General features: G+C 47.6%; 13 protein-coding genes and 1 pseudogene. All 14 read left to right on the top strand.

Features of this window, described 5'->3' with window-relative positions:
• The first annotated feature begins 199 nt into the window (after positions 1-199).
• The 14 genes and pseudogenes from acs to ACWYU8_RS20345 all read left to right on the top strand — a co-directional run bounded on the left by acs (position 200) and on the right by ACWYU8_RS20345 (position 15,929).
• Entirely contained in the window at positions 200-2,149 is a 1,950-nt protein-coding gene (acs, locus tag ACWYU8_RS20410) for an acetate--CoA ligase (protein ID WP_457521577.1), read from the top strand.
• 306 nt (positions 2,150-2,455) lie between these two features.
• Positions 2,456-2,905 carry a type II 3-dehydroquinate dehydratase gene (aroQ, locus tag ACWYU8_RS20405; protein ID WP_457521576.1) on the top strand — a complete coding sequence of 150 codons (450 nt, stop codon included), beginning with the start codon at positions 2,456-2,458 and terminating at the stop codon, positions 2,903-2,905.
• 60 nt (positions 2,906-2,965) lie between these two features.
• Positions 2,966-3,427 (top strand): acetyl-CoA carboxylase biotin carboxyl carrier protein, encoded by a 462-nt coding sequence (accB, locus tag ACWYU8_RS20400; protein ID WP_457521575.1) that lies wholly within the window; start codon positions 2,966-2,968, stop codon positions 3,425-3,427.
• Between the two features lie 14 nt (positions 3,428-3,441).
• Positions 3,442-4,785 (top strand): acetyl-CoA carboxylase biotin carboxylase subunit, encoded by a 1,344-nt coding sequence (accC, locus tag ACWYU8_RS20395; protein WP_457521574.1) that lies wholly within the window; start codon positions 3,442-3,444, stop codon positions 4,783-4,785.
• 131 nt (positions 4,786-4,916) lie between these two features.
• The gene (gene prmA, locus ACWYU8_RS20390; protein WP_457521573.1) at positions 4,917-5,804 is read left to right on the top strand and encodes a 50S ribosomal protein L11 methyltransferase; all 888 of its coding nucleotides are present in this window, start codon (positions 4,917-4,919) and stop codon (positions 5,802-5,804) included.
• A 139-nt stretch (positions 5,805-5,943) separates the two neighbouring features.
• Complete coding sequence (gene dusB, locus ACWYU8_RS20385; RefSeq protein WP_457521572.1) at positions 5,944-6,912, top strand: tRNA dihydrouridine synthase DusB; 969 nt, start codon at positions 5,944-5,946, stop codon at positions 6,910-6,912.
• A gap of 23 nt (positions 6,913-6,935) precedes the next feature.
• The gene (gene fis, locus ACWYU8_RS20380) at positions 6,936-7,232 is read left to right on the top strand and encodes a DNA-binding transcriptional regulator Fis (protein WP_000462885.1); all 297 of its coding nucleotides are present in this window, start codon (positions 6,936-6,938) and stop codon (positions 7,230-7,232) included.
• A 388-nt stretch (positions 7,233-7,620) separates the two neighbouring features.
• Positions 7,621-8,610, top strand: a complete 990-nt coding sequence (locus tag ACWYU8_RS20375; RefSeq protein WP_457521571.1) for a GGDEF domain-containing protein — start codon at positions 7,621-7,623, stop codon at positions 8,608-8,610.
• Positions 8,611-8,921: 311 nt separating this feature from the next.
• Positions 8,922-9,572, top strand: a complete 651-nt coding sequence (locus tag ACWYU8_RS20370) for an SPOR domain-containing protein (RefSeq protein WP_457521570.1) — start codon at positions 8,922-8,924, stop codon at positions 9,570-9,572.
• 188 nt (positions 9,573-9,760) lie between these two features.
• Positions 9,761-10,393, top strand: coding sequence for a DUF4402 domain-containing protein (locus ACWYU8_RS20365; protein WP_457521569.1), 633 nt, complete (start codon positions 9,761-9,763; stop codon positions 10,391-10,393).
• Between the two features lie 138 nt (positions 10,394-10,531).
• Positions 10,532-10,999 (top strand): DUF4402 domain-containing protein, encoded by a 468-nt coding sequence (locus ACWYU8_RS20360; RefSeq protein ID WP_457521568.1) that lies wholly within the window; start codon positions 10,532-10,534, stop codon positions 10,997-10,999.
• Positions 11,000-11,016: 17 nt separating this feature from the next.
• Entirely contained in the window at positions 11,017-11,862 is an 846-nt protein-coding gene (locus ACWYU8_RS20355; RefSeq protein WP_457521567.1) for a fimbrial biogenesis chaperone, read from the top strand.
• A 4-nt stretch (positions 11,863-11,866) separates the two neighbouring features.
• Positions 11,867-14,821, top strand: a complete 2,955-nt coding sequence (locus tag ACWYU8_RS20350; protein WP_457521566.1) for an MSCRAMM family protein — start codon at positions 11,867-11,869, stop codon at positions 14,819-14,821.
• 132 nt (positions 14,822-14,953) lie between these two features.
• Positions 14,954-15,929: pseudogene (locus tag ACWYU8_RS20345) on the top strand (IS630 family transposase).
• Positions 15,930-16,021: the final 92 nt, after the last annotated feature.

Genomic DNA, 16,021 nt, shown 5'->3' with positions numbered 1-16,021 from the left:
TTAGGTAGATTCCTCTCTCTCATCCTAAAGTCTAATTGTGGAAATACGCGCTGTGACTGACAGTTATAGGCACAAGGTCGTTGTTGAAGCAACTGACCGTTTAAAACCGAACAACAGCGCTACAAAATTAAAGATTCAAGGCCTTATGCAGATTCAAAGTGACGCAAGGCCGAGAGATTAAGGCACAAGGAGAGAAGCCATGAGCGAAGCCCACATTTATCCGGTAAAAGAAAACATTAAAACTCATACACACGCGGATAATGACACTTACCTAGCCATGTATCAGCAGTCGGTCTCCGATCCTGAGGGCTTCTGGAGCGAGCACGGCAAAATTGTTGATTGGATCAAACCTTTCACCAAAGTAAAAAGCACCTCTTTCGATACCGGTCACGTAGACATTCGTTGGTTTGAAGACGGCACACTGAACGTTTCAGCAAACTGTATTGACCGCCACCTAGCAGAGCGCGGTGACGATGTTGCCATCATCTGGGAAGGCGATGACCCGGCTGACGATAAAACGCTGACCTTTAACCAACTGCACAAAGAAGTGTGTAAATTCTCCAACGCATTGAAAGCTCAAGGCGTGCGCAAAGGCGACGTAGTCTGTCTCTACATGCCAATGGTACCTGAAGCGGCTATCGCGATGCTGGCTTGTACCCGCATCGGTGCCGTACATACCATTGTATTTGGCGGCTTCTCACCTGAAGCACTTTCAGGCCGTATCATCGACTCAGACGCTAAAGTAGTGATCACTGCAGACGAAGGCGTTCGTGGTGGACGTGCGGTTCCGCTGAAAAAGAACGTTGATGAAGCTCTGACTAACCCTGAAGTGAAAACCATCAGCAAGGTAGTGGTATTTAAACGCACTGGTGGTGACATCGAATGGCATGATCATCGTGACGTTTGGTGGCATGAAGCAACGGCTGCCGCTTCGGATATTTGTCCACCTGAAGAAATGAAAGCGGAAGATCCTCTATTCATCCTTTACACGTCAGGCTCAACAGGTAAACCAAAAGGTGTCCTACACACTACTGGCGGTTACCTTGTTTACGCAACCATGACGTTCAAATACGTATTCGACTACCAGCCAGGTGAAACCTTCTGGTGTACCGCGGACGTGGGCTGGATCACTGGCCACACTTATCTTATTTACGGACCGCTGGCTAATGGCGCTAAGACAATCTTGTTTGAAGGTGTGCCTAACTACCCAAGCACAAGCCGTATGAGCGAAGTGGTCGACAAGCATCAAGTTAATATTCTTTACACCGCTCCGACGGCAATTCGTGCACTGATGGCGAAAGGTAACGAAGCTATCCAGGGCACAACTCGCGACAGCTTGCGTATCATGGGCTCGGTAGGTGAACCAATTAACCCTGAAGCTTGGGAGTGGTACTACAAGACCATTGGTAATGAAAAATCACCAATCGTAGATACCTGGTGGCAAACTGAAACTGGCGGTATCCTGATTACTCCACTTCCAGGTGCAACGGCGCTCAAACCGGGATCGGCAACTCGCCCATTCTTCGGCGTACAACCTGCGTTAGTAGACAACATGGGTAACGTGGTTGAAGGTGCGACGGAAGGTAATCTGGTTATTCTGGATTCTTGGCCAGGTATGATGCGTACGGTTTATGGAGACCACGAGCGCTTTGAACAAACTTACTTCTCTACCTTCAAAGGCATGTACTTCACTGGTGATGGTGCTCGCCGCGACGAAGACGGTTACTACTGGATCACAGGTCGTGTAGATGACGTATTGAACGTTTCTGGACACCGTATGGGTACGGCAGAGATTGAATCAGCGCTTGTCGCGCACCACAAAATTGCGGAAGCAGCGATTGTCGGTATTCCTCATGACATCAAAGGCCAGGCTATTTACGCTTACATCACGCTCATTGATGGTGAGTTCCCATCAGCAGAACTGCATAAAGAAGTAAAAGATTGGGTACGTAAAGAGATTGGTCCAATTGCAACACCAGACGTGCTGCACTGGACGGATTCCTTACCGAAGACCCGCTCTGGTAAGATCATGCGTCGCATTCTGCGCAAGATTGCAACCGGCGATACCAGCAATCTGGGTGACACATCAACACTTGCCGATCCAAGCGTTGTCGATAAGCTCATCGCAGAAAAAGCAGAGCTGGTATAAGATAACCAACCTGTTTTAACTGACTGATAAAAAACCGCTATCACTGATGGCGGTTTTTTGCATTTACGTGTACAGATTAGCCATATTCCCAATATGGTAATTATGTTGTTTTTGTTAACTTGGTTGCAGAAACAAAGTGGGCTATTAGGAGATTAGACCAGTAAATTGCTGCTAATTGCTATGAATTAGCTATAATCTTGGTCGATTTTTTAAAATTTGCTCGGTTTTAACAAAAAAATCGTGTTGAATTATCGTATATTTGGGAATATAACCGTTCCACTCACGATAAGGGAAGATAGCAACATAATGTCTGCAAAGTCACGGATTCTTGTTCTAAACGGACCAAACCTTAATCTATTAGGTCTGCGCGAACCGACACACTACGGTAACAACACTCTAGCACAAATTGTGGATGCCCTAACGGAGCAAGCCTACAATGCAGGAGTTGAACTGGAACACCTACAATCAAATCGTGAGTACGAACTGATTGAAGCCATTCATGCTGCTTACGGCAAGTTTGATTTCATCATCATCAATCCAGCGGCTTTCACTCATACCAGTGTAGCGCTGCGAGATGCATTACTTGGCGTAGCCATCCCATTTATCGAAGTGCACCTATCAAACGTGCATGCACGTGAACCGTTTCGTCACCACTCCTATCTGTCGGACAAGGCAGTGGGTGTGATTTGCGGTCTGGGCGCACAAGGTTATGACTTCGCTCTGTCTGCTGCAGTTAAAAAGTTGCAGGCAAAGTAACCCCAACACTCTGCAACCCTGCGGGGTTGTCTTACTCACAAGATAAAAGAGAAAGAAAAGATGGATATTCGTAAAATCAAGAAGCTAATTGAGTTAGTTGAAGAATCTGGCATTGCTGAGCTAGAAATTTCAGAAGGCGAAGAGTCAGTACGCATCAGTCGTCACGGCGCAGCAGCTCCAGTAGCAGCGCCAATTCACTACGCAGCAGCTCCAGTAGCAGCACCTGCACCAGTCGCAGCGCCAGTAGCGGAAGTACCAGCGGCAGCTCCAGCAGCAGCGGTACCTGCAGGTCACCAAGTTCTTTCTCCAATGGTTGGTACTTTCTACCGCTCTCCAAGTCCAGACTCGAAAGCGTTCATTGAAGTAGGCCAAAAAGTTAGCGCTGGCGATACTCTATGTATCGTTGAAGCAATGAAGATGATGAACCAAATCGAAGCGGACAAGTCTGGCGTTGTTACTGCAATCCTAGTTGAAGACGGCCAACCAGTTGAATTCGACCAACCTCTAGTTGTAATCGAATAAGCGAGGCTTGCCTTATGCTAGATAAAGTTGTCATCGCGAACCGAGGTGAAATTGCACTTCGTATTCTTCGCGCTTGTAAAGAGCTAGGTATTAAGACCGTTGCTGTTCACTCAACAGCTGACCGTGATCTTAAGCACGTATTACTTGCAGACGAAACCGTATGTATCGGTCCTGCTCGTGGTATCGACAGCTACCTAAACATTCCACGCATCATCTCTGCAGCAGAAGTGACTGGTGCGGTTGCTATCCACCCGGGTTACGGCTTCTTGTCAGAAAACGCAGACTTCGCTGAGCAAGTTGAGCGCAGTGGCTTCATCTTCGTTGGTCCAAAAGCAGAAACTATCCGCTTAATGGGCGACAAAGTGTCAGCGATCAACGCAATGAAGAAAGCTGGCGTTCCATGTGTACCGGGTTCTGACGGCCCACTGGATAACGATGAAGATAAAAACAAAGCGTTTGCTAAACGCATTGGTTACCCAGTCATCATTAAAGCATCTGGCGGCGGCGGCGGTCGTGGTATGCGCGTTGTTCGTGCTGAAAAAGATCTCGTTCAAGCCATTGCTATGACTCGTGCAGAAGCAAAAGCTGCGTTCAACAACGATATGGTTTACATGGAGAAATTCCTGGAAAACCCTCGTCACGTTGAAGTACAGGTCATTGCTGACGGCCAGGGCGGTGCAATCCACCTAGGTGAACGTGACTGTTCAATGCAGCGTCGTCACCAAAAAGTTGTGGAAGAAGCGCCAGCACCGGGTATCACTGAAGAAATGCGTAAGTACATCGGTGAACGTTGTACTCGTGCATGTGTCGAAATCGGTTACCGTGGTGCAGGTACATTTGAATTCCTGTACGAAAACGGCGAGTTCTACTTCATCGAGATGAATACTCGTATTCAGGTAGAACACCCAGTAACAGAAATGGTTACAGGTATCGACCTAATCAAAGAGCAACTACGTGTTGCAGCGGGCCAGCCACTGTCGTTCACTCAGGATGACATTAAGATTCGCGGCCATGCAATTGAGTGTCGTATCAACGCAGAAGACCCAGAGCGCTTCCTACCGTCTCCAGGTAAGATTGAGCGCTTCCACTCTCCGGGTGGTATGGGTGTGCGTTGGGAATCGCACATCTACACGGGTTACACAGTACCACCTCATTATGATTCAATGATTGGTAAACTGATCACTTACGGTGAAAACCGTGACGTAGCGATCGCACGTATGAAGAATGCGCTTGGTGAGATGATCATTGAAGGCATTAAAACTAACGTGCCACTTCAAGTATCAATCATGAATGATGAGAACTTCCAACATGGCGGTGCGAACATTCATTACCTAGAGAAGAAACTCGGCCTACAATAAGCCTGAGTTGAACTCATGAAAAATGCCCACACTGTGTGGGCATTTTTGTTTTGTACAAAATCTATACTCAAACAATTCGTAGAGTTCTGATAAACTCTGCGCCACTTCATTCACTTTAAGAGCAAAAATAAATGCCTTGGATTCAAATCAAACTCAACGCGACCAATGAAAACGCTGAGCAAATCGGCGACATGCTAATGGAAGAGACTGGTGCGCTGTCTGTAACGTTCCTAGACGCGCAGGATACGCCTGTATTCGAACCTCTCCCTGGCGAAACTCGCTTATGGGGCGATACTGATATTCTGGCACTGTACGATGCAGAAGCCGATACCAACTTCATCATCGACCAAATCAAAGCGAGCAGCATGCTTGCAGACGATTTTGCTTACAAAGTAGAACAGCTGGAAGACAAAGACTGGGAACGCGAATGGATGGAAAACTTCCACCCAATGAAGTTTGGTCAGCGTCTGTGGATATGTCCAAGCTGGCGTGACGTTCCAGAGCCAGACGCGGTGAACGTGATGCTCGATCCTGGCCTGGCTTTTGGTACAGGTACTCACCCAACTACAGCACTTTGCCTTGAGTGGCTGGAAAGCATGGATCTCACGGGTAAGACAGTTATCGACTTTGGCTGTGGTTCAGGCATTCTGGCGATCGCTGCGATCAAATTGGGTGCAGAAAAAGTCATCGGGATCGACATTGATCCTCAAGCTCTGCAAGCATCTCGCGACAATGCAGAACGCAATGGCGTCGCAGATCAACTCGAAGTTTACCTACCTCAAAATCAACCTGAAGGCCTGATCGCTGACGTTGTGGTTGCCAACATTCTTGCTGGTCCGCTACGCGAACTTGCGCCTGTCATTAAAGGTCTGGTTAAGCTAAATGGTGACCTTGCGATGTCCGGCGTTTTAGACACTCAGGCAGAAGACGTAGCAAGCTACTACCGTGATGAGCTTCACATTGATCCGATTGCGGAGCAAAAAGAGTGGTGTCGCATCTCTGGTCGTAAGCAAGGCTAGACAAGGATTTACGCGCTAATTGTTTGAAATTCATACTATTTACAAAAACAATTTGTAAATGCTCAAATATTAGTCTTTTCACGCAGTGAAAAAATGCGTAAAATGCGCGCCCTTGCTGGTACAGAACTGTGATGACGTTTTGAAAATCGGAAACTATCAACTTAAGAACAATCTAATCGTAGCCCCTATGGCTGGTGTAACGGATAGACCGTTTCGCGAGTTGTGTCTTCGTTATGGTGCGGGAATGGCCGTCAGTGAAATGATGTCCGCCAACCCAAAGCTATGGAAAACGTCGAAGTCGAAACAGCGCATGGTACATGAAGGCGAATCGGGCATTCGCTCTGTACAGATTGCCGGTTCCGATCCACAGCTTATGGCGGATGCAGCTCAATTCAGTGTTGAAAACGGTGCGCAAATCATCGACATCAACATGGGCTGCCCAGCAAAGAAAGTGAATAAAAAGCTGGCGGGCTCTGCACTGCTTCAATACCCAACCATTATCGAAGAGATTTTGAAAGCGGTAGTGAATGCTGTTGACGTTCCTGTAACGTTAAAAACCCGAACTGGCTGGGATACAGAAAATAAAAACTGCATCCAAATCGCTAAATTAGCCGAAGACTGCGGCATACAAGCTCTGGCACTGCATGGCAGAACAAAGGCATGTATGTACAAAGGTGAGGCCGAATACGACAGCATTAAAGCGGTAAAAGAGGCTATTTCAATTCCGGTTATCGCGAACGGTGATATCGATAGTCCGGAGAAAGCCAAATTTGTACTGGAGTACACCGGTGCGGACGCTTTAATGATTGGACGCCCTGCCCAGGGTCGCCCTTGGATTTTCCAGGAAATCCATCACTATTTGGAAAACGGCACCACAATGGATGAGCTTCCAGCGAAGGAAGTGAAAACCATTATGCTTGGCCATGTGAATGCTCTGCATGAATTTTACGGAGAGTACTTAGGACCGCGTATCGCGCGCAAGCACGTAGGTTGGTATCTAAAAGAGCATGAGCAAGCAAGTGAGTTTCGCCGTACCTTCAACGCGCTCGACGCAGCCCCGCTGCAAATTGAAGCGTTAGAAGGTTATTTTGATAACGTTGCATCATAATTAAGAGAAGAGCTAGACCGAATATGTTCGAACAAAATCTGACTTCAGAAGCATTAACAGTAACTACAGTAACGTCACAAGACCAGATTACTCAGAAGCCTTTACGTGACTCTGTTAAAGCGTCTCTTAAAAACTACCTTGCTCAGCTAAACGGCCAGGAAGTAACAGAACTATACGAATTAGTTCTAGCTGAAGTTGAACAGCCACTATTAGATACCATCATGCAGTACACTCGCGGTAACCAAACTCGCGCCGCAACTATGATGGGCATCAACCGCGGTACTCTTCGCAAGAAACTTAAAAAATACGGCATGAACTAAGACCGTAATTCAAAGTTGTTATAGAACAAGCCGTTACCTTTTTAGGTAGCGGCTTTTCTTTATCCGCCAGATCACCAAGATCCTATTAGTCTCTAAAACGCACTGAAATGCCTCAGATTGCCAGTTAGTCGATATCCTTACTTCAAGCTAATATCACCTCTCTGGTTCAACATAGGCGATATAAAAGCAACTACATCTATACTTCAATGATGGATCCTTTTCCCCACAAGAACCTTTCGAAGATATATACGTTTCCATCACGTCTCTCTTGGTAACCAATGTTGTTGAATATTTACTCAAAGGTTAAGTTTTCTGTGATCTTCGTTCATTGTTTCACCCCCTAAAATATATATAATCAACGACTTAAAAAAACTAGAGGATGACTCACATGAACGATGGAAAAAGGGAGAAATGGCTTGAAGTCATATTAGACACCCTACCCGATCATGTATTTATCCTTGATGAGAACGGTCGTTATATTGAAAGCTTCGGTGGCACCTACCAGTCGAGTAGTTTTAGTGCCAAAAGCTACACTAACTTGTATTTAGGTGAAGTGTTTTCATCGAGCAAAGCGGCTGAATTAGTCGAACATATTCATGACGTCATTCGAGACAACGAAATAAAAGTCGTGAAATACAGTCTGGCCCTTCACGATCATTTAATCCTTCCTATCGAAGAACTAGCAGCACTGGAAAATCCGGAAGAGACATGGTTTGAAGCGATAATTAAGCCAGTTGAAGAATACAATGGTGAAAACAACCTAGTGATATGGTCTGTCCGAGATATCACCAGAACCCATTTATTAGAACAGCGCTTAAAACAACTTTCGGAAACCGATGAGCTCACCGGCGTACAAAACCGCAGAGCATTTCTCTCTAATTTCGAAAAAAGAATCATCGCTCATACAGCTGATTCAAAAACACTATCCTGCCTAATGATCGATATCGATCATTTTAAAGAGATCAATGATCAAGTTGGACACTTCTCTGGAGATCAGGTAATCAGCCGTATTGCCCTGGCCTGCCAGGATATCATTAGCGATAGAGACTTTATCGGTAGGTTGGGAGGTGAAGAGTTCGCAGTCATTCTCGAGGACAAAAGCGCGATGCAGGCTTATGAAGTCGCAGAGCGTATTCGCCAGTCCATACAGCAGACAACATGCTATGTAGACGGAATAGAGATTAATACGACCGTCAGTATAGGCATCGCCGAGCTAAGTTCACAGCGTTCACAGGCCAAAGAGCTTTTAATCGATGCTGATAAAGCAATGTACTACTCTAAGCATTCTGGTCGAAATCAGGTGACTTTATTTCATGAGAATCTGCCTGATCCCAAACTGTATAAAGCAGGACATCTCAAAATCCAAAGAGTGTCGTAGCCCACTCTATCTTCCCTCATACTTATCTAGATGATCGATTGTTCCAACGACACACCCATAAGTTGCTTGGAATGGCAAGCTCAGAGAGAAGCTCTTTCTTAACTGTTCTTTTAACCCCGTCGCGTAATCTTATTCTAGCTATTGATTAGTTTTACCCCCTGATTAAACTGCCTTGATATTATAAATATCAATAAGTTATATTTTGGATATAAAGCGTGCGAATAAGTAAGGCGTACAATAATAAGCTTACAAGACAAAGTTGTCGGTCGAATACAGTTCAAACTCCATATACAAGCACAGCGATATCAAAGTTGTTCATCGTTGGCTGTTGTCTCTTACTGGCTTCCTGCGCAACCAGCAAATCCACAAACACATCTGAATACCAGGCGATTCAAACACAAGTCGAAGAGTTGAGAGATCGTCTTGACCAACAAAATACGGAGTGGGAGCAATACCGTCCAGGCATTAACCGGTTGGCTGCGTTGGAGTCTGATTTTAAAAATCTGATTGGCCAGCTGGATAAAATGGCATCCTCTTCTCCTAAGCCAGCGCCGACTAAGATCCTCCCTGAAGTAAAAGATCATAAGTTGATGCCAGTGGTCGATGCAGGTGATAAAGCAATCAAGGCTTCAGCTAATAAAGAGAAAGACGCTCAGCCTAAAACCCAACAATATGCATTACAAGTTGGCACCTATAGATGGCTTCAATATATCGAGTCAAATAAAAGGAAACTGGTGAAGAAGTCGCCTGAACTTCTGTCAGATAAACGTTTTTATCTAACACCCGTTTATATCGGGCCAAAAAAGGAGAGGCTTTATCGTCTACTTGCCGGCCCTGTTAAAGATAAAGTGACTGCACAAGCATTGTGTCGGCAACTTAAGACCGACGGACTGGACTGTATGGTGAGGCCGCTGACTGGCAAGCCTTTGTCCGATGAACAGAATATCGCTTATATAAAGTAAATCAACCGGCGTAAGTATGTGCTGACAGAGAGGTTAAAGGATAGCCGATTGGTTAACCCTGCCCCTGCGTTTATTGGCCGTGCTTAAACGATACGCCCACGTCTATTGGTTTAGTAAGTTCTCTTGATTGAATAATCTAACGGTGGCACTTAGCCGCCCGCTTATCTTGAAAACAAAAGGAGTTAACATTGAAAAATAACAAAAAACTGGCTTATGCAGCACTGGCCGTATTTGCCAGCTCTGCCTACGCAGAGGGCGGAGCACCTGAGTTTAACGGCAAGGGGACAGCATCGGTCGAGGTCAGAAATACTCTGGATATCGTCGAAACGGCTTCGCTTAACTTCGGCACCATTGCCGCCGTAGCTGGTAATGATACAACTGTGGCCACACTGACGTTGGATCCGGCCTCCGGCGAAGTAACTGCGGCGTCCGGTACCGCCACCGCTACAGACAAGAAAGTAGGCAGCATTACCCCAATTGATAAAACCAATGTGTCGCCAGGTACTTTTACGGTGAGCAACGCAGCCAGATATACCGACCTGAATATCGATTTGACTCAAACTAAAGACGTTGAGTTGAAAATGGACAATGCGGCACCGGAATCACTGTTTTTTACGCTAACCGATTTTGATGTTGTTGCAAATGAAAAACCCGTTACCTTGGCAAGTAACAAGGGCCAGGCAAAGACCGACGGCACTGGTATCCTGTTGTTAAGAGTGGGTGCGACGCTAAATACCACAACAACGAAGAACACTGCTGGAACCGAACCTTATCTGGATGCTGAATACAAAGGCGAATACGCTGTAACCATTAGCTACTAGCAACACGGGTTGCAAGATACTCCCATAACTTTTACCGCAATGCATATGCCGGAGTATCAATTAGTAAAGCAAAGAGGCGGGCTGGCTTACCGGCTTGCCTCTACTCAATTAACCAGTACAAGAGTTTATGGAGAAGTAATGCGTAACCGCTTGTTATCGGCATTGGCAATATGCTTGCTCACCGGAGAAGCCCGGGCAGAGGAGATCACACAGGTTAAACCGCTTGACTTCGGGGTTATCGCACTGCGCAACAACGACAATATCTATAACTACCAGATTAACCCGGACGGCTCACGAAAATATGACCCCAATATCGTAGTGATAGAGCAGGGTCACCCGGCCGAGTTTCTGCTTTCCGGTTTTCAGGCAGACAGTTACCTGCATATCACGACCAGCCTGCCGGAGGGTGCTAACATCCTGAGCCACGGCGGCAACGCCGGTAGCCGCTTCACCATTAAGCAATTAAACGTCAAGCCCTGGGTCAGAACCAACACTAAGGGCGAGGCTCGGGTATGGGTTGGCGCCACACTGGCTACCTCAGGCACAGGCAACTACCTGGACGCCAAATACGACAATCCTCATATAACTCTACAAATCACCCATTAATAAAGTTTAGGAATTCCATGCTGTTGATAATAAGCAGAAAAACCCTGTCTCTGCTCGCCACCTTGCTGCTGCCTGTTTTACTTGCCAGCAACGCCAGCGCCAGTCTTTTGATCTCGCCGACCCGATTGACCTTTGCCGAGAGAGAACGCAGTTCTAAGGTCTTTTTGATGAATACCAGTAGCGAGACCAAAACCTATCGACTGGAGTTTCAGCAGCAAAGGCAATTACCCGACGGCCGCTACCAGGCGCTGAGCGAGGAAGAGTTAGCCAGCTTTAATACTGCCAGCAGCATGCTCAGATTTAGCCCCAGACAAGTAACACTCGGCCCAGGCGAGCGTCAGCAAGTTCGCATCGCGGTGCGTCGCCCTAAGGAGCTTGCACTCGGGGAGTATCGCTCCCACCTGCTGCTTGCCGCTCTGCCCGGCAATAAGGAACGCAAGCAAACCGAGGGCGTGGGTATTCAGTTAAACCTACGGCTGAGCTTTTCCATTCCGGTGATCATACGTGCCGGCGGCCTGGATGCCACTGCAGAGTTTGGCCCGATGGAGCTCTACCAGGATGCCGGTAGTGCTAAGCCAGATGGATTAACCTTTTCCCTTAACCGCTCCGGTCTGCACAGCACCTTCGGTAGCCTAAAAGCCTTCTGGCGCCCGCATGACGGCGGCGAAGAGCGCCATGTGGCTACCCTTAACAACGTTGCAGTTTTCCATGAAAACAAACAACGCGTGATTAGTCTGCCCTTTCACGATCCCATTGCGCAGGACGGCACGCTGCGTCTGATTTATGAGGGAGACGACGAGTTCGGTGGCCGAGCTCTGGCAGAGCAACAACTGACCATCAGCGACTACCAATTAGCACCTTAACTTTATGTCCCTGAACCATCCGTGTAAGTGGCTGCTGCTGGGCTTGCTTTGGCCTGTCTGCACGCCCGCAGTTGCCCAGTTAGAACTGTTTGAGTTGATCCGAACGATCAACCGCAAATACCAGGAACCAGATTTTGGTCTGATGCCTGCCGACGCTCCGACGACAGATGACGGCCGGGGCATCGCCGATGGTGAAGAGCTGATACTGGAGGTGCGCATCGACGATCTGGTGATCGGCGATCTGTTTGCCATCAAGCATCAAGATAGTGCCCTTATCGCCTTTGGCCAGTTGGTCGAGATTTTGGATTTCGCCATTGAGCTGGACAGCGAAACATCAGCGGCCGCTGGCTGGTATATCAATGAGGGCCAGAGCTTTAGCCTGAAGCTGGCCGGAAAGGATGGTGAGCAAGCTGCCACCGATAGCCAGATTAAAGCCGAGGCCAACGGGGTTGCCTACAATTTACCGCCCTCACGCTTTCAGAACTTGCCGGACGACCTCTATATTCATGCCGACGATCTTGGCCACTGGTTTAATATCAAAATGACATTTGACTTCGGTGCTATGATGTTGATGCTTAAGCCAGAGCAACCCCTGCCGATTCAGGCAGCTCTGGCGCGTAAGCAAAGACAAAAAAGCAGGACAAAAAGAACCAGCTCCAAGCCAGTTTTACCACTGCGCAAAAGCAGTTATGAGCTGTTGTCCGCGCCCCTACTGGATATCAGCACCAACGCCACTTATTCAGGAAAAGATGTCAACTTCGGCTATGCTGCCTTGGGCCGCCATGATTTGGGCTTTTTTAGCAGTCAGTATTACCTTGGCGGCGGCTCGGAAAATGAACTGGACTATGCGCGCCTGACGTTGGAAAAAACCTCGCTAGAGGGTGGTCTGTTGGGCCCCATAAATGCCACCCAATATCGTTTTGGCGATATTTTACCAGTGGCCGGTGCAGGCAACCAGGAGCGGGGAGTTAGCTTCGGCAACAGGCCGTTGACGGGCAATACAGAGTTAGACACTCTGGATTTGCAGGGAGATATTCAGCCCGGCTGGGATGTAGAACTCTATCGCAACGATGTACTGATAGGTGCGTTGACCGCCGGACCAGATGGTCGCTATGTGTTTAACGATATCGAGCTGCTCTACGGCAACAACACCCTTAGACTGATCTTTTACGGTCCGCAAGGCCAGATTCGGGAAAAGACCAAGCAGGTGCTGGTAGACAGTCGCACAGTACAAAAGCAGCACTATTTCGATCTCTCCCTTACCCAGCCCGGCAGCCTGTTTCTCAACGAGCCCACCGCCAATGCTGCCGACTGGCATCTGGCCGGCAAGTATAGCAAAAGCCTTAGCGACAAATTGTTGTTTGATGCAACCTTTTCCCAGATGGAAAGAGATAAAGCCGCGTATTCTCTAGGCGCTAGTTTTTCCCTGTTTGACCGCCTGCTGATGCAGACCGGAGTCGACAACAACGGCGCCTTCCGGGTGGGGGGGAAAACCTTTTTGGGCAAACATGCACTGAATTTCTCGCATAATGCTGATGATGGTCAGTTTAATGACAATGTGACGCTGGCAGGCTCGCTTTTTCAGGGCCGGCAGACTGCACTCAACTATGAGCAGGGATTTAGCCGCCACTATGGCGATATCGACCAACCGATCTTTTCGCTGCAAAACCGTCTCAGCCTCTACCGGCCGTCCTATTACCTGAGCAACAGCTTTACTTATCAAAGAACCGAGTCTGAGGCGGGTGAGGCAGAGAACTGGCAAAGCGGCAGCACTTTGTTGCGTAAGCGCTTTTCAGCATTCACCTGGGAGCTGGGGGCTGACTATAGCCTGTCACCCGAGGCCGAGCTAACCCAGCTGGATACCGAGTTCAGCCGCGCACTCAGCTCCTCCCTTAACAGCGAGTTTGGCATTAACTACTGGCCCCAAACCGAAAGGTATAAAGCGGATATGAGGTTGAACTGGAAAGCCGATACGTTTTATCTGAGCTCTACCCTCTCCTACGATGATCGCGGCGAATGGTTCCTGGGCCTGAACACCCTATTTAGCCTGGGCTGGGATCCTCAGGAAAGCGACCTTTATATAGATCGCCGCCGCCTAGCGCAAAACGGTGCCATCAGTGTTCGCGTATTTCATGATTTGAACCTAAACGGCCACTACGATCAAGATGAACCGCCAGTGGTGGGTGCCAAGGTAAAAGGAACCCAGGTTTACCGCAGAGCTTCTACTAATGACAAGGGTATTGCTTTTTTACGTGGCCTGCCCGCTTATAACACCACGGATATTGAACTAGAGGCAGGCAGTCTGGAGGATCCCTACTGGATGCCCAGCCGTCCCGGGATCTCTATTACGCCCAGACCGGGGGTGGTGGAGACCCTAGATATACCTGTGGTCACCACTGGTGAAATCGAAGGCATGATCTACCTAGAGGATGGCCATGGCGGTGAAAAGCCGGCAGCCTATGCCCCCCTTGTTCTACTGGACGATCAGGGCAAAGTGGTACAGAGGGGGGAGAGCGAATATGATGGCTTCTATCTCTTTATGAATGTGTTGCCGGGTAATTTCCGGGTGGAGATCGATAAGCAGTATATCGAGGAGAAGAAAATGTATCCGCTTGAGGCCATCGAGGTGACGATAAACGGTGATGGTGATGTATTACGCGGCAACGACTTCAGCCTTGCCGCCCTGAGTTTCCAGCCAGCGTTTCTGGTTTCATTGGGTGAGTTTAGCTCAGAAACAACCATGAGGGCCTACTGGCACCTGCTCCACCGTTCACACGCCGATATATTGCCGCAGGCATCTTATTCCAAGGTGGCCAGGGAAGGCAGCGAGTACCTCAGGTTGCAACTGGGCACCTACCTGAACAGAGCCCAGGCGCAGTCTCAGTGCCGCAGTCTGCAGGAGCAAGACATCAACTGCCGGGTTACAACCACAGAGATCCTATTAGAAAAAAGCTCTTAGCATCGGACTTGTACCAATCTAAGTAAAAAATATGACCTAATTGAGGCCATCCAACAATAGAACTTATTCGCTATGGATAGCCTCAACAATATCGACTTTAATAAGCTCGCAAGCCAGTAGAAATCTATTCAGATGAAAATGAGACTGCTGGCCCTTGCTCATTTCAAAGATGGACACTCTCGCACCCAAATCGCCAAGTTTCTTTAGATGAGCCGAACCAGTGTTAATAAGTGGGTACAAACTTTTCTTGAAGAAGGGCTGGAAGGACTGCACGAAAAGCCAAGAACAGGAAGACCACCACAATTGACTCCTCAGCAAAGAGAGCAATTGAGCCAATACATAAAAGATAAAGCCAATGATACACAAGGCGGACGACTGACTGGTGCCGACATCCATGCTTATAGCGTGAAAGAATTTGGCAAGCACTACCACCCAGATTCTATCTATTACCTGCTCGACCACATGGGCTTTTCATGGATAACTTCCCGCTCAAAACACCCCAAACAATCTCAACAAACACAAGACGATTTTAAAAAAATTCAAAATCGAAACGATCCTTAAGATCCCAGGACATAGAGCTTTAGAGTGTGTTGATGTCTGGTTTCAGGACGAAGCCAGATTTGGGCAACAAAACACAACAACCCGTTTATGGGCAGCGAGAGGAGCACATCCCAGAGCGGTGAAGCAACAACAATTTGAATATGCGTATCTGTTTGGTTCTGTCTACCCACAAAAAGGAATTGGTGAGGCTATCGTTGTCCCGTGGGTCAATAAAGACATCATGATCGAGCATTTAAAGCAAATATCGTCGGTCACTGAAAAAGGACGTCATGCCGTCATCATTATGGATGGAGCAGGATGGCATACAGAAGACATTGCCAATGACTTTAAGAATGTCAGTGTCATCAAACTTCCACCCTATTCTCCAGAGCTAAACCCTATCGAACAAGTATGGAGTTGGTTGAGGCAACGCTATTTAGCCAACCAATCTTTTACTGATTACGACGACATCATCTCCAAAGTCTGCGATGCATGGAATCGTTTTTTGGATAGCTCCAAAAGAGTCACCAAAATGTGCTCAAGAAGATGGATAGACCTGATCAGTTAATTTTCCAGATTGGTATAATACCAATTACATTAATTAAGTGGTCAATCTTGTCCAGTCCCTAAAGCAGAGTGAGATAACTCTGCTTTTATTCT

The organism is Vibrio limimangrovi, assembly GCF_054064025.1.
The sequence above is the reverse complement of the archived record's forward strand: the minus strand, read 5'-3'. Positions and strand labels throughout refer to the sequence as shown.